Source organism: Albimonas pacifica (assembly GCF_900113695.1).
GTDB lineage: Bacteria > Pseudomonadota > Alphaproteobacteria > Rhodobacterales > Rhodobacteraceae > Albimonas > Albimonas pacifica.
Genome location: NZ_FOQH01000004.1, coordinates 124249 through 144000, shown reverse-complemented (window position 1 = coordinate 144000; position 19752 = coordinate 124249). Strand labels below are relative to the sequence as shown.

The following is a 19752-nucleotide window of genomic DNA, read 5'->3' as shown; positions in this document are numbered from 1 at the left end:
GCTTCCGCTCCCCCGCCGCGCCGTGGCAGTGTCCCAGCCTGAGGGCTTGAACGAAAGGGGAGGCGCCGATGACGATCCCGCGCATCGTGATCCTGACGGGGGCCGGCATCTCGGCCGAGAGCGGCATGGGCACCTTCCGCGACGCGGGCGGGTTGTGGACCCAGGTGCGACTGGAGGACGTGGCGACGCCCGAGGCCTTCGCCCGCGACCCGGTCATGGTGCTCGACTTCTACGACATGCGCAGGCAGCGGGCCGAGGCGGCCGAGCCCAACGCGGCCCATTACGCGCTCGCCCGCCTGCAGGCGGCGCGGCCGGGCGAGGTGCTGATCATCACCCAGAACGTGGACGGCCTGCACGAGAAGGCGGCGCAGGCGGAGGGCGCGGACCCCGCCGGGCTGATCCACATGCATGGCGAGTTCGCCAACGGCCTCTGCGCCGGCTGCGGCCACCGCTGGAAATGGCCCGGCGGCAGGATGACGGTCGAGAGCGCCTGTCCCGCCTGCGGGGCCCGCCGGGTGCGCCCGGACGTGGTCTGGTTCGGGGAGATGCCCTACCGGATGGACGAGTGCTTCGCGGCGCTGGCGGCCTGCGAGACGTTCGTGTCGATCGGGACCTCCGGCGCGGTCTACCCCGCCGCCGGCTTCGTGGCCGAGGCCCGCGGCGCCGGCGCGCGGACGCTGGAGCTGAATCTCGAGCCCTCCGAGGGCGCCCATTATTTCCACGAGGCGCGCAACGGCCTCGCCTCGCAGATCGTGCCGGCCTGGGTGGACGAGGTGCTGGCGGGCTGAGGGCCCGGCGAACCGGAGCGGACCGCGGCGCACCGCGTCCGGGGCCGGAGGCGCGCCTCCGGCCCCGGGGCCGGTCAGTTCTTCGGCTGCATGTGACCGCCGTGGTCCATGCCGCCCATGTCCTGGCGGTCGTTGTCCACCGGGATCTCGACGGCCAGCTCCTCGCCGTCGTCGAAGACCAGGGTGGCGGCGACCACGTCGCCCTGCGCCAGGGGGGCGGTCAGGCCCATCATCATCACGTGGTCGCCGCCGCGCTGCAGGCGATGCTCGCCATGGGCGGGGACCTCGATGGCCTCGACGGGTCGCATCCTGGCGATGCCGTCCTCCATCACGTGGGTGTGCAGCTCCACCGCCCGGGCGGCGTCGGAGCGGACCGCGACCAGCCTGGCGGGCGCGTCGCCGTGGTTGACCAGCACCATGAAGGCGCCGCCGACCTTGGGGTTGGAGGAGCGGGCGTAGGCGTCCCGGACCTCGATCTCGGCGGCGAGGGCGGGGGCGGTCAGCGCGGGCAGGGCGACGAGCGCGGCGAGCGCCGCGGCGGAAAGGGTGCGGATCATCTCCGTCTCCTGGGCTTGGATCTGAAAGGGGATCGGGGCTCAGGAGGCGTCGGGCGGGTCCCTGGCGCAGGCGAGCGGCGAGGCGTGGCCGGCGGGCGCCGGGGCCTCGGGCAGGGGGGCGGCGCGCTCGGGATCGGCCTCGCGGGCGGGGGCCCGGGCGCCGGGCTCGGGCAGGGCGATGGGCGCGATGCAGCAGTCGAGGCAGCCCAGGTGGGAGGCGTCCTCGTGGCCGGGATCGCCCGCCGTCGGCGCGCCGTCGGCGTCGAGCTCGACCGTGCCGCCGGAGCAGAGGTGGACGACGAAGCCCTGGCCCGCCGCGGGGTCGACGAAGGGCGCGGCCCGCAGGGCGACGCCCTGGAGGATCAGCAGAGAGGTCAGAAGACCGATCAGCGCGCCCCGGATCATGGGGCGCTGTCTATCGCGGTTGCCCTGCGCGCCCAAGGGTCTTCGCGCCGCAGGGCCGCGCGCAGGCGGCCGCGCGCCGCAGGGCGCGGGCCGGGGAAGCGCCGCGTCGGGGTCGCGCCCGGGGCTGGCCGTCCGCCCGCGGCGCGGGGGCGGGCGGGGCGCGGAGGGGCGGGCGTCTCCGGCTGCGGGCCGAACGCGGAAAGGCCGGCGCCCGGGGTCGGGGGCCGGCCTGTTCGGTCGGTCGCAGGCGTCGCGCCTCGGCGGCGCCCGGCCTTCGGCCGGGCGGGGGCCGGATCAGGCGGCGGTCTGCGCCTTCTCGATGTCGCGCTTGACCTTCAGGGCCTTGGGCGACAGCTCGGTGTCGCGGGCCTTGGCCAGGTAGGCGTCGAGCCCGCCGCGGTGATCGACCGTGCGCATCGCCGAAGCCGAGATCCGGAACTTGAAGGACCGGCCGAGCGTCTCGCTCTGCAGGGTCACCTGGTTCAGGTTCGGCAGGAAGCGCCGGTTGGTCTTGATGTTGGAGTGGCTCACGTTGTGGCCGGTCAGCACGCCCTTGCCGGACAGCTCGCAGCGACGGGACATCGGTTTCCGTCCTTGTTTCAAGTGCACGCAGGGCGCGCGGACCTGTTCCGCGCGGCGCCCGAATTCGAGGAGCGGTCCATATCGGGTCGCGGGCGGGGCGTCAACCGGCGCCGGGCGGATGCGCCGCCCTCCGCCGCCCTCGCCGCGGGCGTGACGCCTGCACCACGCCCCCCCGAAACCGTTCATCGACCCGCCTGCGGCTCTTGTTCGCAAAGGTCTTTCCGGCCAAGCGGGGGGACGGTTCCCCGTCCGCGGCGCTTCCCCGGACACCACGCCAGGCCCGGACGCGCGCATGCCGAAGCTCGGACGCTTTCACGACGACGCCCTCGATTCGATAGACTGGGGCACGCGGGTGCGCACCAACGACGTGACGGTCTATTTCGCCGGCGCGGGCGAGACCTTCGCCCGGCGCACCTCGGAGGGGTGGTCGGCCTACGAGACCGCCCGCGCCATGGCGGCGCTGGAGACCTTCGAGGCGGTCAGCGGCCTGACCTTCCGCGAGGTCTCGCGCCCCGGCCGCGCCGACTTCAAGCTGGTGATCGACGACTTCGGCGCCCGCAACGACCTGGGCTTCTTCTTCCCCCCGCGCGAGCACAACGCCGGCGTGGGGGTGTTCAACTCCCGCGGGGTCGGCTGGAACCCGGAGAAGGGCGCGCGCAGCGGGCTGGAGGCCGGCGGCCTCGCCTTCGAGACGCTGGTGCACGAATTCGCCCATGGCCTCGGGCTGGCCCATCCCCACGACCGCGGCGGCCGCTCGGAGCTGATGCGGGGCGTGCGCGCGCCCTTCGACGACTACGGCCGGGCCGGGCTGAACAAGACCGTGTTCACGGTGATGAGCTACAACCGCGGCGGCCCCGGCGGGGACGGGGGCGTCGGCTCGACCCCGTTCTGGGGCACGCAGGCGGGGCCGGCGGCGCTCGACATCACCGTGCTGCAGGCGAAATACGGGGCGAACGACCGCCACGCGACCGGGGACGACGTCTACGTGCTGCCCACCGGCGACCGGCGGGGGACCTATTTCAGCGCCATCTGGGACGCGGGCGGGGTGGACGAGATCCGCCACCGCGGCGAGCTCGGCGCGATCATCGACCTGCGCCCGGCGGCCGAGCGGGGGGAGACCGCGGGCGGCTTCGTCTCCTCGGCCCGCAAGAGCCCCGGCGGCTTCACCATCGCAGCCGGCGTGGAGATCGAGAACGCCTCCGGCGGGCGAGGGCGCGACACGATCATCGGCAACGCCGCCGACAACCGCCTGAAGGGCGGCGCGGGGGCCGACGCGATGGACGGCGATTCGGGACGCGACGTGCTGCTGGGCGGAAGCGGGGCCGACACGCTCTACGGCGGGCGCGGGGGCGACCGGCTGGACGGCGGCGGGGGCGGCGACTCGGTGCAGGCGGGCGAGGGGCGCGACCTGGTGCAGGGCCGCGGCGGCGACGACCGCATCGCGGGCGACGCCGGCGACGACGACCTGCGCGGCGGCGGCGGCCGGGACCGGCTGTGGGGCGAGGCGGGCGACGACCGGCTCGTCGGCGGGGGCGGCGACGACGTGCTGATCGGCGACGCGGGAGGCGATTCGCTCTTCGGCGGCGAGGGCGAGGACCTGATCTGGGGCGGCGCCGGCGCCGACGTGATCGACGGCGGCGCGGGCAAGGACCGGATGGGCGGCGAGGACGGCGCCGACCGCTTCGTCTTCGCCGCCGCGCCCGAGGCCGACCGGATCGTCGATTTCGAGCCCGGGCTGGACGTGATCGACGTCTCCGGCGCGGGCTACGCCGCCGGGCAGATGGCGCTGATCGACCTCGGCGACGACCGATGGCGGGTGCGATTCGACGACGGCGCGATCCTGGTGCTCTACGTCGACGAGGGCACGCCGACGCCCGACGACTTCCTCTTCGCCTGACGACCGGGGAGGGCGCCGCCCCGCCCGCCCCGTCGCCGGCAAAGCCCCGCCGCCGGCAAAGCCCGCCTAACGCTCCTCCTCGCCCAGCCCGAAGGCCGCAAGCGCCTTCGCGGCGGCGAGCTGGGGGGGGGTGTCGCCGCTGGCCACCGTCTTCTCCAGCCGGGGCCAGAGCTCGGAGACGGCGGGGTGGCGGCGGAAGCGGCGCAGCAGCGCCTCCTCGACCTCGGCGCGGAACCAGGCGACGGCCTGTTCGCGGCGCCGGGCCTCCAGCACGCCGGTCTCGCGCCGCCACTCGGCCAGCGCGGCGATCTCGGTCCAGGCGGCCTCCAGCCCCGCGTGGCTGACCGCCGAGACGGCGGCGGCCTTGGGGAAGCCGTTCGGATCCTGCGGCCGCCCGCGCAGCAGGCGCAGGGCCGAGGCGTAGTCGGCCCGCGTGCGCTCGGCCGTGGCCTTCAGGTCGCCGTCGGCCTTGTTCACCAGGATCATGTCGCAGATCTCCATGATCCCGCGCTTGACCCCCTGCAGCTCGTCGCCGCCGGCGGGCGCCATCAGCAGCAGGAAGATGTCGGTCATCTCGGCGACCATCGTCTCCGACTGGCCGACGCCCACCGTCTCGACCATCACCAGGTCGAAGCCCGCCGCCTCGCACAGCAGGATCGCCTCGCGCGTGCGGCGCGCGACGCCCCCGAGCGCCGCGCCCGAGGGCGAGGGGCGGATGAAGGCGTTGGGATGGCGCGAGAGCCGCTCCATCCGGGTCTTGTCGCCCAGGATCGAGCCGCCGGTGCGCGCCGAGGACGGGTCGACGGCCAGCACCGCGAGCTTGTGCCCCTGCTCGGCGAGCTGCAGGCCGAAGGCCTCGATGAAGGTCGACTTGCCGACCCCCGGCGTGCCCGACAGGCCCAGCCGCAGGGTCCTGCGGGGCAGGGCGTGCAGGCGGCGCACCAGGGCCGCGGCGGCGCGGCGGTGGTCGGGGCGGGTCGATTCGATCAGCGTCACCCCGCGGGCCAGCGCCCGGCGGTCGCCGGCGGCGAGCTTCTCGGCCAGCGCCTCGGCGGTCGCTTCGGCCTTGGGGTCCGGCTTCGCCTCGTCCAGCGGGTCGGTGGGCGGTTCCGAGGGCAGGGGGGCGGGGTCGGTGGAAGTCACGCGGCGGAGGCTCCTCGCGTCATTGTGACGAAATCGGCGCCGGCGCGCCTAGCTTCCGCCCGTGTCTAGCGCATGGATGGGGAGCGTCGGAAGCCCTCCGGCCAAGGCCGGGACCCCGCAGGCCGCCCGCCCACGCCAGCCGCGCCGCAGAGCGCGCAGCCGGGCGGAGACGACCGGCGCCGAGAGAGGCCCGGACCAAAGGGATGACGAGGAGACGAGACATGACGCGCGAACCCGCGCCCCCTGACGCCGCCCCCGCCCCCGCCCCCTTCCCGGCGGACGGGGCCGCCCTTCGGCCCCGCGCCCGGCGTCTGCCGATCCGCTCCCGCGCCGGCGGCATGGCGGTGACGGCGCTGTGCCTCTCGGTGCTGGCCGCGCTGGGGATGCCGCTCGCCGAGCGCTACGGCCAGGCCTCGCCCGCGGTCGCGGCGGTGGCCGAGACCGTGGCCGACGCCGGCCGCTTCGAGGTCTGGTTCGGCGGGCTGCCGATCGGCTCGCTCGACTTCGCCCTGTCGGTGGACGACGAGCGCTATTCGGCCCAGGCCCGGGCGCAGCCCTCCAGAACCATCGACACCCTGTTCGGCGCGCGCCTCGCGGCGCAGGGCGAGGGGCTGAACGATCCCGCGCTGCCCCGCCCGACGCGCTTCGAGCTCGCCACCCGCTTCGGCGGCGACCGGCAGAACGTGACGGTGACCTACTCGCCCCCCGGCCGCCCCCAGGCGGTGCAGGCGACGCCCGAGTGGAAGCCCCGCGACTGGGAGATCGACCCGACCGCGCAGGAGGGGGTCACCGACCCGATCGGCGCCGCCGCCCTGTTCCTGACCCCCACGCCCCCCGACGCCCTGTGCAACGGCGCGGTGGAGGTCTTCGACGGCCGCCGCCGCTCGCGCATCGAGCTCGACGCGCCCAGCGCGCGGGAGAACGGCTGGCGCTGCGAGGGCCGCTGGATGCGGGTGGCGGGCTTCCGTCCGCGCGACCTCGACAAGGAGCCGGTGCCGGTGGCGGTGGACTTCGCGGCCTCTCCCGACGGGCTCGCGCGGGTGATGCGGCTCGAGGCCCGCACCGGCTACGGCCTGGCGGTGGCGACGCGCGTGGTCGCCAACTAGGCGGGGCAACCAGGCGGGCCCGGCTGAGCGGGGCCGCTGAGGCGGGCGCCCGCGCCGCGCGGTCGCCCGCCGCCGCCCGGCGGGTTCGCGGGCGGGGCCCGGCGGGGCGCCCGGGTCCGGGCGTCGCCCGGCGGGCGAGGACGGCCCCGGCGGCCGGCCGGGGGCGCAGTCCGCGGGCCCTGCGTGCAGGGCCCCGCCGCGCGGCGCCCGAGGCGGGCCGGGGGCGCCGGCCGAGCCGTCCGGACATCCTCCCTCGACTTGCCATGGGCGCCGTCGTCCGGCGCCGGCTGGCCGCCGGCGCCCGGGCTGCGCGGCGGGCCCGTGACAGCCGCGGGCGTCGGGGCTAGGCAGGGGCGGTCCGCTCCGCCCTCCGCTCCGCCGTCCGGGAAGCCCGCTCCGCCCATGTCCGACGCCCGCCCCGACATCGCCCCCGGCGTGCCCTCCCAGGGCCTGCCGGCGGAGGCCGCGCTGCCCGCCCTGCGCGAGGCCCTGCGCGAGGCCGGGGAGACCGGGGCGCGGGCGGTTCTCCAGGCCCCTCCCGGCGCGGGCAAGACCACGCTCGTGCCGCTGGCGCTCGCCGCCGAGCCCTGGGCGGCCGCCGGCCGCATCGTGGTGCTGGAGCCCCGCCGCGTCGCCGCCCGCGCCGCGGCCGAGCGCATGGCCGAGCTGCTGGGCGAGAGCCCCGGCGGCGCCGTCGGCTACCGCATCCGCGGCGAGTCCCGCCCCGGCGCCCGCATCGAGGTGGTGACCGAGGGCGTCCTGACCCGGATGCTGCAGGCCGACCCCGAGCTGCCCGGCGTCGCCGCGGTGATCTTCGACGAGATCCACGAGCGCGCCCTGACCGCCGACCTCGGCCTCGCCCTGACGCTGGAGGCGCAGGCGGCCCTGCGTCCCGACCTGCGCATCCTGGCGATGTCCGCCACGCTGGAGACGGGGCGGCTGTCGGAGCTGATGCAGGCCCCCGTGATCGCCTCGGAAGGCCGGGCGTTCCCGGTCGAGACCCGCTGGCTGGAAAAACCCTGGCGGGCCCCCGCCGGCCGTCGCGGCCCGCGGGTCGAGGACGCCATGGCCGACCTGATCGCCGAGGCGATGGCGCAGGAGCCCGGCTCGGCGCTCGCTTTCCTGCCCGGCGTGGGGGAGATCGAGCGCACCGCCGCCCGTCTCTCCGGCCGCCTTCCGGGAGACGTGGATGTCCGCAAGATCCACGGTTCGATGCCGCTGGCGGCGCAGCGGGCGGCGCTGGCGCCCTCGGCCAGGGGGCGTCGCAAGCTGGTGCTGGCCACCGCCATCGCCGAGACCTCGCTGACCGTCGAGGGGGTGCGGGTGGTGGTGGACGCGGGCCTCGCGCGGCGCGCCCGCTTCGACCCGGCCTCCGGCATGTCGCGGCTGGTCACGACCCCCGTGACCCGCGCCGAGGCCGAGCAGCGCCGCGGCCGTGCCGGGCGGCTGGAGCCGGGCGTCTGCTATCGCCTCTGGACCCGCGGCGACGAGGGCGCGCTGCCCGCCCACCCCCCGCCCGAGATCCTGGAGGCGGACCTCGCCGCGCTCGCCCTGGAGCTGGCGGTCTGGGGCGCGGCGCCCGAGGACCTGCCGTTCCTCGACCCGCCCCCCGCGCCCGCGATGGCCGAGGCGCGCGCCCTGCTGCAGGGGCTGGAGGCGCTGGACGACGCAGGGCTTCCCACCGCCCACGGCCGGCGCATGGCGGCGCTGCCGGCGCATCCGCGGCTGGCCCACATGGTTCTGACGGCCGACGACCTGGCGCTGGCCGCGGAACTGGCGGCGGCGCTGGAGGAGCGGGACCCGCTGCCGGTCTCGGCCCCCGCCGACCTCGCCTTGCGCATCGAGGCCCTGCGCGACCCCGGCCGCCTGTCGCGCGAGCGGGGGATCGAGGCCGACCGCGGCCGGGTCCAGTCCCTGCGCGAGGCGGCCGAGCGGCTGGCCCGCGCCGCCGCCCGCAGCCTGGGCGTCGCGGCGCCGCGCACCGGGCGGGGCGCGCCGCCCGATGCCGCGGCCGTGGCGCGCCTCGCCGCCCGCGCCTATCCCGACCGCGTCGCCATCAAGCGCCCCGAGCGCAAGCCCGGCGAGGCGCCGCGCTACCTGATGGCCGGGGGCAAGGGGGCGGTCCTGCCGCCCGACGCGGGGCTGGGCGCGCCCGGCTTCCTCGCCGTCGCCGACACCGACGGCGACCTGCGCGAGGCGAAGATCCGGCGCGCCGCGCCGCTGGTCCTCTCGGACCTCGAAGCCCTGTTCCCGGCGCGGATCCGCGAGGTGGAGCTCTGCGAGTGGTCCCCGCGCGACCGCGCGGTGCTGGCGCGGCGCCGGCGGATGCTGGGGGCGCTGGTCCTCGCCGACCGGCCCTGGCGCGAGGCGCCGCCCGAGGCGCGGGCGGCGGCGATGGCCGAGGGGGTGCGCGACCTCGGCCTCGACGCGCTGCCGTGGAGCGATGCGGCCCGTCGCTTCCAGTCCCGCGTGGCCTTCGCCCGGGCGCATGGCGCGGACCTGCCCGACAGCTCCGACGCGGCGCTGATGGAGACGCTGGACGACTGGCTGACGCCGCTTCTGGGGGCGATGCGCAGGGCCGAGGACCTCGGCGGCCTCGACCTCGTCTCGGCGCTGGAGGCGCGGCTGGACTGGCCGGCGCGGCAGGCGCTCGACGCCGCCGCCCCGGCGGCCTGGACGGCGCCCACGGGCACGCGCTGCCCCATCGACTACGGGCGCGAGCCGCCGGCGGTCGCGGTGCGGGTGCAGGAGGTGTTCGGCCTGGACGTCCACCCCTGCATCGGCACGGCCGCGGGGCGCGCGCCGCTGCTGATGGACCTGCTGTCCCCCGCCCGCCGGCCGGCGGCGACGACCCGGGACCTGCCGGGCTTCTGGCGCGGGGCCTGGGCGGACGTGCGCCGCGACCTCAGGGGCCGCTACCTGCGCCACCCCTGGCCGGAGAAGCCGTGGGAGGCGGACGCGACATCAAGGGTGAAGCCCCGCGGGACCTGAGCCCCGGATCCCCGGCCCGGGTCCCGGAACGCGAAGCCCCGGAACGCGAACGGCCGCCCCGGGGGGCGGCCGCGACGCGCGAAGGGGGCGGGTCTCAGCCCTCGACCTTCGGCAGGTTCTCGAGGTGGGGCATCCCGATGGCATGGTAGCCGCCGTCGACGAAGATCACCTCGCCGGTGGTCGAGGCGCCGTAGTCCGAGCAGAGCCACATGGCGGTGCCGCCGATATGCTCCAGCGTGGCGTTGGCGCGCATCGGCGAGTTGTCGGCCACGGTCTTGTAGACCCGCCGCGCCCCGCCCACGGCCGAACCCGCCAGCGTGCGCATCGGCCCCGGCGACAGGGCGTTCACGCGGATGCCCTCGGGGCCCAGATCGTTCGCGAGATAGCGCACCGAGGCCTCGAGCGCCGCCTTGGCGACGCCCATGACGTTGTAGTTCGGCATGATCCGCTGCGCGCCCAGGTAGGACATGGTCACGATCGAGCCGCCGTCCGACATCAGCGGCAGGATCCGCCGGCTCATGTCCACCAGCGAATAGCAGGAGATGTCCAGCGACTTCAGGAAGTTCGCCCGGGTGGTGTCGGCGAAGCGGCCCTGAAGCTCGTTCTTGTCCGAGAAGGCGATGGCGTGGATCAGGAAGTCCACCTTGCCCCAGGACTTGTCCAGCGCCTCGCACACGGCTTCCAGGCTCGCCTCGTCCTGCACGTCGGCGGGCAGCAGCAGCTCCGCCCCCACGCTGTCGGCCAGCGGCTTCACCCGGCGGCCGAAGTTCTCGCCCTGGTAGGTGAAGGCGAGCTCGGCGCCGTGTTCATGCAGGGTCTTGGCCACGCCCCAGGCGATGGAGTGGTCGTTGGCCACCCCCATCACCAGGCCGCGCTTGCCCGCCATCAGGCTGCTGAGGGAGCCGCGCGGGCCTACGGTGGTCTCGGATGCCGGCATCGCTCTTCCCCGCCTCAGCCGTGGTACCGGCTGAGGGCGAGCGTCGCGTTGGTGCCCCCGAAGCCGAAGGAGTTCGACAGCACCGTGTCGAGCCCCGCGTTGTCGACGCGCTTCATCGCGATCTCGGCCGGGTCCAGCTCGGGGTCGAGCTGGGTGATGTTGGCCGAGGCGGCGATGAAGTCGTTCTGCAGCATCAGGAGCGAATAGATCGCCTCCTGCACGCCGGTGGCCCCCAGCGAGTGACCGGTCAGCGACTTGGTCGAGCTGGTGATCGGCATGTCGTCGCCGAAGACCCGGCGCATGGCCTTGATCTCCACCACGTCGCCCGCGGGCGTCGAGGTGCCGTGCGCGTTGACGTACTGCACCTTGCGGTCGCCCAGCGTCTCGAGCGCGAGGCGCATCGAGCGCTCGCCGCCCTCGCCCGAGGGGGCGACCATGTCGTAGCCGTCGGAGGTCGCGCCATAGCCGGTGATCTCGGCGTAGATCTTCGCGCCGCGGGCCTTGGCGTGCTCCAGCTCCTCGAGCACCACCACCCCGGCGCCGCCGGCGATCACGAACCCGTCGCGGGTGGCGTCGAAGGGACGGGACGCCGTGGCGGGCGTGTCGTTGTACTTCGAGCTCATCGCGCCCATGGCGTCGAAGAGGCAGGACAGGGTCCAGTCCAGCTCCTCGCCGCCGCCGGCGAAGACCACGTCCTGCTTGCCCCACTGGATCTGCTCGGTCCCCGCGCCGATGCAATGCGCCGAGGTCGAACAGGCCGAGGTGATCGAGTAGTTGATCCCCTTGATCCCGAACGGCGTCGCGAGGCAGGCCGAGTTGGTCGAGCTCATTCCGCGGGTGACCATGAACGGCCCCATCCGCTTCGGCGAGCCCTTCTCGACCACGATGTTGTGCGCCTGGAAGAGGTTCTTGGTCGACGGCCCGCCCGAGCCCATCACCAGCCCGGTGCGGGGGTTGGAGACGTCGGACGGCTCCAGCCCGCTGTCGGCGATCGCCTGCTGCATGGCCACGAAGTTGTAGGCCGCGCCGTCGCCCATGAAGCGCAGGTTGCGCTTGTCGACGGCCGCGGTCAGGTCGATCTGCGGGGCTCCGTGCACCTGGCTGCGGAAGCCGTGCTCGACGTAGTCGTCGGCCTTCACGATGCCGGACTTGCCCTCGCGCAGGCTGGCCAGAACCTCCTGGGCGCTGTTGCCGATGGAGGAGACGATCCCCAGTCCGGTGATCACGACGCGGCGCATATTCAGCGGCCTCCCTGTGCCTCGATCCTGGCGCGCGGCGCGGCGGTGCGGGAGGCTCCCGCGGCCGCGCGGTCCGGGCCCTTCAGGTCCCGGCTGCGTTCGGACTCAGCTGTCCTGAAACAGTCCCACGCGCATGTCGCTCACCGCATAGGTGGGCTCTCCGTCGGCGGTTACCACCCCGTCGGCGATGCCCATCTTCAGGCGGCGGTCGATCACGCGCTTCATGTTGACCTCGAAGCGCAGCAGCTTCGTCTGCGGCGTGACCATCGCGGTCAGCTTGACCTCGCCCACGCCCAGCGCGCGGCCGCGCCCCAGCATGCCCTTCCAGCCCAGCCAGAAGCCGGTCAGCTGCCACAGGGCGTCGAGACCGAGGCAGCCCGGCATCACCGGGTCGCCGAGGAAATGGCACTGGAAGAACCACAGGTCGGGGTTCACGTCGAATTCGGCGACCACCTGGCCCTTGCCATGCTCGCCGCCGTCCTCGGTGATCGAGGTGATGCGCGAGATCATCAGCATCGGAGGGGCCGGAAGCTGCGCGTTGCCGGGACCGAAGAGTTCGCCCCGTGCGCAGGCCATCAGGCCGTCGTAGTCGTAGCTGTTCGCCCGTTCGCTGCTCATGCCCTGGTCGTGCGCCCCCTGCGCGAGCCTCTCGCCATCGTCGCGTCCCCCTAGCACCGGGTTGGATCAGGAGGCAAGCGCCGGGGCGGCCTGCCGCGGGGGCCGCGCGGAGGCGCCGGCGCGCCCGCGACAGGGGCCCGCGTCCATGACTCTCTTGAAATCCGGGCGTTTCGGGCTGTATTCAACGCGGTCATGGACAGTTTATCGACCGCAAGCGGACCCGAGGCGCGCACCCGGGCAGCCAGCTGGCTGGCGAAGGCCGGGCTTCGCCCGACCCGCCAGCGTCGGACGCTTGCGCTGCTTCTGAAGGGCGACGGCCGCGACCGCCACGTCACCGCCGAGAGCCTGCACGATGCGGCGCGCTCCGCAGGCGACCCCGTCAGCCTGGCGACCGTCTACAACACCCTGCGCAGCTTCACCGAGGCCGGCCTGATGGCCGAGATCACCGTGGACGGCGCGCGCAGCTACTACGACACGCGGGTCGAGGATCACCCCCATTTCTACTGGGAGGCCGACGGCCGCCTGACCGACGCGCCCCGCGACTCGGTGCGCATCGAGCAGCTTCCCGACGCCCCCGAGGGGACCGAGATCTGCAAGGTCGACGTGGTGATCCGCCTGCGCTCGCGCTGACGCCGCCGGTCCCGGAGAAAAGGCGCGTCGCGGAAGCGGCGCGCTTTCTCGTTGGGCGGCGGTCGGCGGCGGGGCCATCCGGGGGTGCGCCGGTCTCAGGCGCGCTTCGACAGATCTTCCCACAGGGGGCCGGCCGCGAAGGCCGCCGCGATGGCCGCGAGCGGCAGGGCCGCCGCGACCCCCACGCGCTGGAAGGCCAGGGCGCCGACGAGGCCCGAGACGAAGAACAGCGCGATCAGCTCGCCGTGGGTGCGCAGCTTCTCGACGTCGGGCCGGACCGGGGGATGCTCGCTCGGCGCCGGGCGGCCCAGCAGCGCGGCCAGCCGCCAGGCGCCCTTGCCGAGCTCGATCCCCAGGTCGGTGGCCATGCCGGTGACATGGGTGGTGCGGATCCGCGCGCCCGAGAGCTTGGTGATCACCGCGTTCTGGAGCCCCATCACGAAGCACAGCAGCGCCACCGTCAGCACGCTCGCGAGACCCGGCGCGGCGACCGCGAGCGGGGCGCTGGCGGCGAAACCGGCGAGCAGCAGCGCCTCGAGCGCCAGCGGCAGGGCGTATTCCCCCTGCATCCCCCGACGGCGCGCCAGGTTCACCAGCACCGCGGAGGTTCCGGCCCCCAGGAGAAACGCGATCAGCGACCCCAGCCCCGCGGCGAAGGCCGCTCCAAGACCCAGCGCCAGGTCGTCGGCCATCGCCGAGACGATGCCGGTCATGTGCGAGGTGTAGCGCCCCACCGCCATGAAGCCGCCGGCGTTCGCGGCGCCCGCCACGACCACCAGCCAGCGCGCAAGCTGCCGGTCCGAGACCGCGTCCCGCCGCCGCCCCGTCGCCCGGCGCAGCCAGTGACCCATGGCCCTCTCCTCAGGATCGCCTTCCGCGCGCCGCGTCCCCGGGCTGCGCCCGATGACGCCTCCCGCTGCGCCCGCGGGCGTCCGCGGGGGGGCGGGAGGCTCAGTCGAAGATCTCCTCGGGGCCCACGCCCCAGAGGTCCGCCTTGGCGGCCCAGCCGTCGACGCCGTCCTTCTCGACCTCGCACCAGTCGCGCCGGCAGGCCTCGATCTCGAAGACCACGCCGCGCTCGGCGCGGGCGGAGACGGCGGCGCCGGGCGAGGGCTCGAGCCGCAGGTCGGCGGTCTCGGCCGTGACCAGCGCGGTGCGGTTGCCGCGGATCATCGAGTAATGCAGCCAGCCCGAGGCGCCCTCGGGGTCGCGCACCCGCCGCCAGTGGCCGTATTCGCCGATCACCTCCAGCGGCATGCCCTGGCGCACGAAGACCCAGTCGACCCGGTGGGTCATGCCGGGGCCGCGGCGCACGTTGGCCTTGGTGGCCTTCAGCGACACGAAGCGGGGCATCGGCAGGCCGGTGATCGGGCCCACGCCCTCGGCGCCGACATGGACGGCCGAGGCGGTCTCGGCCGGCGGCTCGTCGTCGGTGGCTGCAGGCGCCGGCGACGCCGCCAGCGCCGCGGCGAGGATCGCGGCCAGCAGCCCGCCCGACGCGCGCAACGCGGCGCCCGGCCGGCCGTGGCCGGCGCGCCCCCCTCTGCGTCCCTGCGCGCCGTTTCGCGCGGGCCGAACATCTTGCGCGCAGCCGCGCGCGGGCCGTCTCGTCGTCATCGGAAGCCTGCTCCGCCCCCGCTCAATCCGGGCCGCGCCCCGGGCCTGACCTCGTGCGCCGGGACCCTCGGTCCGCGGCGCCGGCGAAAACGCTTGCGACAGATCGTTGCGCCATCGCCGCGCATCCCGCATTTTCTTTTCGTGGCCGCTGCCCGGCGCCCGTGGACCCCGGGGGCCCTTTTCGCTAAGGCTAGCGCATCCTCGCGGCCAGGAGAAGCCTTCGCCCATGCCCACAGACGCCCGTCCCTCCCCGTTTCCCGGCGGCCGACCGAAGGTCGTCGTGACCCGAAAGCTGCCCGAGGCCGTCGAGGCGCGGATGGGCGAGTTGTTCGACGTGGAGCTGAACCTCGACGACGCGCCGCTCCCGCGCGAGGCGCTGGTCGCCGCGGTGCAGCGGGCCGACGTGCTGGTGCCCACCCTGGGGGACAAGATCGACGCGGGGCTGCTGGGCCAGGCCGGGCCCAACCTGCGCCTGATCGCCAACTACGGCGCCGGCGTCGACAACATCGACGTCGAGACGGCGCGCCGCCGGGGGATCCAGGTCTCGAACACGCCCGGCGTGCTCTCGGACGACACCGCGGACATGACCATGGCCATGCTGCTGGCGGTGCCGCGCCGCCTGCAGGAGGGCGCGCGCCTGATGGAGGACGAGGCCGCCTGGACCGGCTGGTCCCCGACCTGGATGCTGGGCCGCCGGATCACCGGCAAGCGCCTGGGCATTCTCGGCATGGGCCGCATCGGCCAGGCGGTGGCGCGCCGCGCCTCGGCCTTCGGGCTGGAAGTGCACTACAACAACCGCCGCCGCCTGCATCAGCAGACGGAGCAGGAGCTGCGCGCCCGCTGGTGGGAGAGCCTCGACCAGATGCTGGCCCGCGTCGACTTCCTGTCGGTGCACTGCCCGCACACGCCCGCGACCTATCACCTGCTCAACGCCCGCCGGCTGAAGCTGATGAAGCCCGAGGCGGTGATCGTGAACACCTCCCGCGGCGAAGTGATCGACGAGAACGCGCTGGCCCGGATGCTGCAGGCGGGCGAGCTCGCCGGCGCCGCCCTCGACGTGTTCGAGCGCGAGCCGGCGGTGAACCCGAAGCTCCGCGGCCTGCCCAACGTGCTGCTGCTGCCGCACATGGGCTCGGCCACCGAGGAGGGGCGCATGGAGATGGGCGAGAAGGTGATCATCAACATCAAGACCTTCGCCGACGGCCACCGGCCGCCGGACCTGGTGGTGCCCGCGATGCTGTGACCGCCGCCCCCGTGCGACGCGACGACGGCCCGCCCCGGAGACCCCGGGGCGGGCCGTCGGCGTTTCGGGCGCGCTGGCAAGGCGCTCGACGCGCGAGTCCGAGGGGGCAGGCGCACCTCCGGGCCGCCGCTTGCGACGACGCGGCCGGGCGACGTGCGGGTCAAGTGTCTGAACATGAACTGAATGACCCAATAAGAAACAGTCCCTGCCATGAATCTTGACTGTGCGGTTTTTTGCTCAATACTGGTCCGGACTTCATGCTCCGGGGCAGGCCCGGCGGAAGACCTTGGGGGGCACGGCCGTGGCGTCGTCGCTGTCGCAACTGACGGGAGGCGGAACCAGCGCCGCGCCGGGCGGCGGCGGGATCTCGCTCGACGGCGCCATGGGGTCGGTCTACACCGGCGAGGTCGGCCTGATCCTGAGCGGGATCGCGGTGGTGTTCTTCCTCTACGTGGTCGCCAGCGGCCGCGGCGCGGGCCCGGGCGGCGCGGGCCGCGGGGCCCGGCCGGCGCCGGAGCTTCGGCGCGGCCGCGGCCGGATCGACGTCTCGGCGCTGCGGCGGGCGCGGATGGCCTCGCCCGACCCGGACGTCGACCCCTACAGCTAGGGCGCCGCAGCCCCCGCGCAGACCGGGCAGCCGGGGCGTTTCTTCACCCCGATGGTGCGCGCCTCGGCGTCGAGCGCGTCCCAGAGGTATAGGCGGCCGTCCAGCGGCTCGCCCGCCCCCACGATCAGCTTCACCGCCTCGGAGGCCATCAGCGCCCCGATCGTGCCGGCGAGCGCGCCCAGCACGCCGGCCTCGGCGCAGGCGGGGACCTCGTCGGGGCTCGGCGCCTGGGGGAAGAGGCAGGCGTAGCAGGGCCCGCCCAGCCAGGGACGGAACACCGAGACCTGCCCCTCCCATCGCCCGATGGCGCCCGAGACCAGCGGGATGCGCAGGGCGGCGCAGGTCTCGTTGACCAGGCGGCGGGTCTCGAACCCGTCGCAGCCGTCGAGCACGAGGTCGTGGCCGTCGAGCACCTTGCGGGCGTTGGAGGGGGCGAGGCGCAGCTCGCGCGGCTCGATGCGGACCGAGGGGTTCAGCGCGCCCAGCGCGTCGGCGGCGCTGGCGACCTTGGGCCGGCCGACGTCGCGGTCGCGGTGCAGCACCTGGCGCTGGAGGTTCGAGAGGCTGACCCGGTCGTCGTCGATCACGGTGATCGTCCCGACCCCCGCGGCGGCGAGGTAGAGCAGGGCGGGAGAGCCCAGCCCCCCGGCCCCCACCACCGCGACCTTCGCCCCGATCAGCGCCTGCTGACCGGGCCCGCCGATCTCGCGCAGCACGATGTGGCGGGCGTAGCGCTCGAGGTCGTCGTCGGCGAGGGGCATGGGGCGGTCCTCCGGTTGCGGACCGCAGAGGTAGAGGCGCGCGCGCCCGATGCCAAGCGGCGCCGGGGCGGGAGGCCGTGCGCCCGTCCCCGGCCGGGCAGGGCGCAGGGGGCCCGCCCCGCGGTCCCGCGCGCGCAGGGCGCGCGCCCGGAGGCCGGGGGCCTCCGGCGCCGCGCGCGGGCGCGCGGCGGGGACCGCTCCGCGCTCCGATCCCGGCGGGGCACCCGGCGGCGGCCCGAGGGCGCGGGGCCGCACCGAGAGGGCTTCGGCGACCGGCGGGGAGCCCGGCGGCCGGCAGGGGAGGCGCGCGGCGGGCGGGCGCATCGCGGTCCCCCGCGCCGCGGGCCGCGGGCCGGGGAGGGGCTTCGCGCCGGCGACAGGGGCGCCTGGGGCGCGACCCGGGGCCTCCCGCAGCCCGCCGACAGCGCGACGATCGGCGGACGGGCGACGGGGCGCGGGGGCCTCCGCCGGCCCCGGGGGCGGGCGAGGGCGACGGTTCCCGTCGCGACCGGGCGAGGCGCCGCAGGGGCGCGGCGCTCGAGCGCCCCCGCGCCCGTTGCGCATCCGCGCGCGGCTCCGCTAGGGTCCGGGCCAGCGCATTCGCCCAAGGCTTTCCATGCTCGACGTCGAGGCCCTCGAGACCTTCTACGGCCCCTCCCAGGCCCTGTTCGGCGTCGACCTCCAGGTCGCGGCCGGCGAGGCCGTGGCCCTGATGGGGCGCAACGGCATGGGCAAGACCACCACCATCCGCTCGATCTGCCGCCTGACGCCGCCCAGGCGGGGGCGGGTGAGGCTCGACGGGCGGGACCTGGCGGGCCTGCCGGCGCATCGCGCCGCCCGCCTGGGGCTGGGGCTGGCGCCGGAGGGGCGGCGGTGCTTCCCCAACCTCTCGGTCGAGGAGAACCTGACCGCCACCGCCCGCCCCGGCCCCTGGGACCGGGCGCGGGTCGAGACGCTGTTCCCGCGGCTCGCCGAGCGGCGGCGCCAGTCGGCGCGCACGCTCTCGGGGGGCGAGCAGCAGATGCTCGCCATCGGCCGGGCGCTGATGACCAACCCCCGCCTGCTGATCCTGGACGAGGCGACCGAGGGCCTCGCCCCCGTCATCCGCCACGAGATCTGGGCCGCCGTCCACGCCCTGAAGCAGGCCGGGCAGGCGCTGCTGGTGGTGGACAAGAGCCTCAGGGAGCTGCTGCCCGTCGCCGACCGCTGCGTGATCCTGGAGAAGGGGCGCAGCGTCTGGACGGGCCGGCCCGACCAGCTGACCCCCGCGCTGCGGGACCGCTGGCTGGGCGTCTGACGCCTGCCGGGGGCGGGCGCCCGCCGCCCGGCCCGAACCGCCCGCCGGGCGTGCCGCCCGGCCCGAACCGACTGCCGGGCGCGGCTTGCGCCGCCCGGCCCGAACCGACTGCCGGGCGCGGCTTGCGCCGCCCGGCCGAAACCGTCGGCCGAGGCGGCCTCCGCCGCCCGGCCCGCCACAGCCACCTGCGGCCCGGCCGCGCCAAGCCAACCGCGGCAAGGCCGCGAGGGAGCCAGCCATGACCCTACTGATCCTCGGCCTGATCCTGTGGTGGATCGTGCACACCTACCCCCTGGTCGCGAAGCCGTCGCGCGACGCGCTGGTCGCGAAGCTGGGGGAGGGGCCCTACAAGGGCGTCTATTCCCTCGCGATCCTGGCCTCGCTGGTGCTGATGGTGATCGGCTATCGGGGGGCTGAGATCGCCCACGTCTACTTCCCGCCGGCCTGGGGGATGCACCTGACGGACCTGCTGATGATCTTCGCGGTGTTCCTGTTCGGCGCCTCGCACTCCAAGGGCAACGTGAAGCGCTACGTGCGCCACCCGCAACTGCTGGCGGTGCTGGTCTGGGCGATCTCGCACCTGGTGGTGAACGGCGACCTCGCCTCGGTGGTGCTGTTCGGGAGCCTCGGGGTGTGGGCGATCGTGGCGATCTTCGCGACCAACGCCCGCGACGGCGCCTGGGTGAAGCCCGCGCCGGCGCCGCGCAAGAAGGACCTGATCCTGGTGGGGATCACCGTGGTCGCCTACGTGGTCGTCGGCCTGATCCACGGGCTGGTCGGCCCCTCGCCCTTCCCGGGCGGCTGAGGGGCGTGGGCGCCCTGGCCCTGGTGGTCCTGGGCGCCGCCCTGCGCCCCGGCGGACGGCCGAGCCCCGCGCTGATCCGCCGGATCGAGACCGCGGCCCGCCTCTTCGCCGCCGGCCGCGCGCCCCGGATCCTGGTCACCGGCGGCGCGCCCGCCGGCGGGCCCGCGACCGAGGCCGAGGCGATGCGCCGGGCGCTCGCGGCGCGGGGCGTGCCGGAGGGGGCGATTCTGGTCGAGGACCGCGCCCGCGACACGCTGGAGAACGCCCGCTTCTCGATCCCGATCCTGCGGGCCGCGGGCGTCTCGCGCGTCGTCCTGGTCACCGACCGGGTGCACATGCCCCGCGCCCTGGCGCTGTTCCGCCTGCTGGGCATGCCGGCCGCGGCCGCGCCCTGCGAGGCGCCGGGCGGCCGGCGCGGCGCGATCTACCGGGCGAAGGAGGCGGCGGCGCTGCCGCTCCACGCCGCGCGCGCCGTCGCGATCCGACTGCGCCACGGGCGACCCTGAGAGAACCTCCGGGCGCCCCCCCCC

General features: G+C 75.5%; 20 protein-coding genes. 10 read left to right on the top strand and 10 right to left on the bottom strand.

From position 1 onward, the window contains the following. Window positions 1–74 precede the first annotated feature (74 nt). A complete protein-coding gene (locus BM064_RS09030) occupies window positions 75–788 on the top strand; it encodes an NAD-dependent deacylase (RefSeq protein ID WP_218161013.1) in 714 nt (237 codons plus the stop codon). A 74-nt stretch (window positions 789–862) separates the two neighbouring features. Here the strand turns inward: BM064_RS09030 and BM064_RS09025 are convergent, their stop codons facing one another. The 3 genes from BM064_RS09025 to rpmB form a co-directional block, all read right to left on the bottom strand. After that, complete coding sequence (locus BM064_RS09025; protein ID WP_092859439.1) at window positions 863–1345, bottom strand: copper chaperone PCu(A)C; 483 nt, start codon at window positions 1343–1345, stop codon at window positions 863–865. Window positions 1346–1384: 39 nt separating this feature from the next. Beyond that, window positions 1385–1750, bottom strand: coding sequence for a hypothetical protein (locus BM064_RS09020; RefSeq protein WP_092859438.1), 366 nt, complete (start codon window positions 1748–1750; stop codon window positions 1385–1387). 294 nt (window positions 1751–2044) lie between these two features. After that, entirely contained in the window at window positions 2045–2332 is a 288-nt protein-coding gene (gene rpmB, locus BM064_RS09015; protein WP_092859437.1) for a 50S ribosomal protein L28, read from the bottom strand. A 292-nt stretch (window positions 2333–2624) separates the two neighbouring features. Between rpmB and BM064_RS09010 the strand changes: the two genes are divergently transcribed. Next, complete coding sequence (locus BM064_RS09010; RefSeq protein ID WP_092859436.1) at window positions 2625–4229, top strand: M10 family metallopeptidase C-terminal domain-containing protein; 1605 nt, start codon at window positions 2625–2627, stop codon at window positions 4227–4229. A 66-nt stretch (window positions 4230–4295) separates the two neighbouring features. On the opposite strand, the gene meaB is transcribed toward BM064_RS09010, so the two are convergent. After that, a complete protein-coding gene (gene meaB, locus BM064_RS09005) occupies window positions 4296–5321 on the bottom strand; it encodes a methylmalonyl Co-A mutase-associated GTPase MeaB (RefSeq protein WP_092859828.1) in 1026 nt (341 codons plus the stop codon). Window positions 5322–5593: 272 nt separating this feature from the next. Here meaB and BM064_RS09000 point away from each other — a divergent pair, with 272 nt between their 5' ends. Together BM064_RS09000 and hrpB are read left to right on the top strand one after the other, a co-directional pair. Then, complete coding sequence (locus BM064_RS09000) at window positions 5594–6478, top strand: DUF3108 domain-containing protein (RefSeq protein ID WP_143103291.1); 885 nt, start codon at window positions 5594–5596, stop codon at window positions 6476–6478. 402 nt (window positions 6479–6880) lie between these two features. Further along, window positions 6881–9469, top strand: coding sequence for an ATP-dependent helicase HrpB (gene hrpB / locus BM064_RS08995; protein WP_092859434.1), 2589 nt, complete (start codon window positions 6881–6883; stop codon window positions 9467–9469). Window positions 9470–9563: 94 nt separating this feature from the next. On the opposite strand, the gene BM064_RS08990 is transcribed toward hrpB, so the two are convergent. The 3 genes from BM064_RS08990 to fabA form a co-directional block, all read right to left on the bottom strand. Further along, entirely contained in the window at window positions 9564–10406 is an 843-nt protein-coding gene (locus BM064_RS08990; RefSeq protein WP_245779106.1) for an enoyl-ACP reductase FabI, read from the bottom strand. Window positions 10407–10420: 14 nt separating this feature from the next. Continuing rightward, entirely contained in the window at window positions 10421–11644 is a 1224-nt protein-coding gene (gene fabB, locus BM064_RS08985; protein ID WP_092859433.1) for a beta-ketoacyl-ACP synthase I, read from the bottom strand. 105 nt (window positions 11645–11749) lie between these two features. Next, window positions 11750–12262, bottom strand: coding sequence for a bifunctional 3-hydroxydecanoyl-ACP dehydratase/trans-2-decenoyl-ACP isomerase (gene fabA / locus BM064_RS08980; protein WP_092859432.1), 513 nt, complete (start codon window positions 12260–12262; stop codon window positions 11750–11752). A gap of 192 nt (window positions 12263–12454) precedes the next feature. Here fabA and irrA point away from each other — a divergent pair, with 192 nt between their 5' ends. Then, window positions 12455–12892 carry an iron response transcriptional regulator IrrA gene (irrA, locus tag BM064_RS08975; protein ID WP_092859431.1) on the top strand — a complete coding sequence of 146 codons (438 nt, stop codon included), beginning with the start codon at window positions 12455–12457 and terminating at the stop codon, window positions 12890–12892. 95 nt (window positions 12893–12987) lie between these two features. Here the strand turns inward: irrA and BM064_RS08970 are convergent, their stop codons facing one another. Together BM064_RS08970 and BM064_RS27410 are read right to left on the bottom strand one after the other, a co-directional pair. Next, complete coding sequence (locus tag BM064_RS08970; protein WP_092859430.1) at window positions 12988–13743, bottom strand: YoaK family protein; 756 nt, start codon at window positions 13741–13743, stop codon at window positions 12988–12990. Between the two features lie 100 nt (window positions 13744–13843). Then, entirely contained in the window at window positions 13844–14398 is a 555-nt protein-coding gene (locus BM064_RS27410) for an SH3 domain-containing protein (RefSeq protein WP_245779105.1), read from the bottom strand. A 337-nt stretch (window positions 14399–14735) separates the two neighbouring features. Between BM064_RS27410 and BM064_RS08960 the strand changes: the two genes are divergently transcribed. Together BM064_RS08960 and BM064_RS08955 are read left to right on the top strand one after the other, a co-directional pair. After that, the gene (locus BM064_RS08960; RefSeq protein ID WP_092859428.1) at window positions 14736–15752 is read left to right on the top strand and encodes a 2-hydroxyacid dehydrogenase; all 1017 of its coding nucleotides are present in this window, start codon (window positions 14736–14738) and stop codon (window positions 15750–15752) included. Window positions 15753–16053: 301 nt separating this feature from the next. After that, window positions 16054–16359, top strand: coding sequence for a hypothetical protein (locus BM064_RS08955; protein ID WP_143103290.1), 306 nt, complete (start codon window positions 16054–16056; stop codon window positions 16357–16359). Here BM064_RS08955 and BM064_RS08950 read toward each other — a convergent pair. After that, entirely contained in the window at window positions 16356–17120 is a 765-nt protein-coding gene (locus BM064_RS08950) for a HesA/MoeB/ThiF family protein (protein ID WP_092859426.1), read from the bottom strand. The two genes, BM064_RS08955 and BM064_RS08950, sit on opposite strands and share 4 nt — an antisense overlap. 616 nt (window positions 17121–17736) lie before the next feature. Here BM064_RS08950 and BM064_RS08945 point away from each other — a divergent pair. From BM064_RS08945 to BM064_RS08935, 3 genes are all read left to right on the top strand, one after another. After that, entirely contained in the window at window positions 17737–18417 is a 681-nt protein-coding gene (locus tag BM064_RS08945) for an ABC transporter ATP-binding protein (RefSeq protein WP_092859425.1), read from the top strand. A 238-nt stretch (window positions 18418–18655) separates the two neighbouring features. Beyond that, window positions 18656–19222, top strand: a complete 567-nt coding sequence (locus BM064_RS08940; RefSeq protein WP_092859424.1) for an NnrU family protein — start codon at window positions 18656–18658, stop codon at window positions 19220–19222. 5 nt (window positions 19223–19227) lie between these two features. Continuing rightward, window positions 19228–19728, top strand: coding sequence for a YdcF family protein (locus BM064_RS08935; protein ID WP_177236197.1), 501 nt, complete (start codon window positions 19228–19230; stop codon window positions 19726–19728). Window positions 19729–19752 lie beyond the last annotated feature (24 nt).

Bases quoted from the DNA above. Each gene is read 5' to 3' on its own strand.
- BM064_RS09025 (WP_092859439.1), bottom strand. From the start codon at position 1,345: ATGATCCGCACCCTTTCCGCCGCGGCGCTCGCCGCGCTCGTCGCCCTG.
- BM064_RS09020 (WP_092859438.1), bottom strand. From the start codon at position 1,750: ATGATCCGGGGCGCGCTGATCGGTCTTCTGACCTCTCTGCTGATCCTC.
- rpmB (WP_092859437.1), bottom strand. From the start codon at position 2,332: ATGTCCCGTCGCTGCGAGCTGTCCGGCAAGGGCGTGCTGACCGGCCAC.
- BM064_RS09010 (WP_092859436.1), top strand. From the start codon at position 2,625: ATGCCGAAGCTCGGACGCTTTCACGACGACGCCCTCGATTCGATAGAC.
- BM064_RS09000 (WP_143103291.1), top strand. From the start codon at position 5,594: ATGACGCGCGAACCCGCGCCCCCTGACGCCGCCCCCGCCCCCGCCCCC.
- hrpB (WP_092859434.1), top strand. From the start codon at position 6,881: ATGTCCGACGCCCGCCCCGACATCGCCCCCGGCGTGCCCTCCCAGGGC.
- BM064_RS08990 (WP_245779106.1), bottom strand. From the start codon at position 10,406: ATGCCGGCATCCGAGACCACCGTAGGCCCGCGCGGCTCCCTCAGCAGC.
- fabB (WP_092859433.1), bottom strand. From the start codon at position 11,644: ATGCGCCGCGTCGTGATCACCGGACTGGGGATCGTCTCCTCCATCGGC.
- fabA (WP_092859432.1), bottom strand. From the start codon at position 12,262: ATGAGCAGCGAACGGGCGAACAGCTACGACTACGACGGCCTGATGGCC.
- irrA (WP_092859431.1), top strand. From the start codon at position 12,455: ATGGACAGTTTATCGACCGCAAGCGGACCCGAGGCGCGCACCCGGGCA.
- BM064_RS08970 (WP_092859430.1), bottom strand. From the start codon at position 13,743: ATGGGTCACTGGCTGCGCCGGGCGACGGGGCGGCGGCGGGACGCGGTC.
- BM064_RS08960 (WP_092859428.1), top strand. From the start codon at position 14,736: ATGCCCACAGACGCCCGTCCCTCCCCGTTTCCCGGCGGCCGACCGAAG.
- BM064_RS08950 (WP_092859426.1), bottom strand. From the start codon at position 17,120: ATGCCCCTCGCCGACGACGACCTCGAGCGCTACGCCCGCCACATCGTG.
- BM064_RS08945 (WP_092859425.1), top strand. From the start codon at position 17,737: ATGCTCGACGTCGAGGCCCTCGAGACCTTCTACGGCCCCTCCCAGGCC.
- BM064_RS08940 (WP_092859424.1), top strand. From the start codon at position 18,656: ATGACCCTACTGATCCTCGGCCTGATCCTGTGGTGGATCGTGCACACC.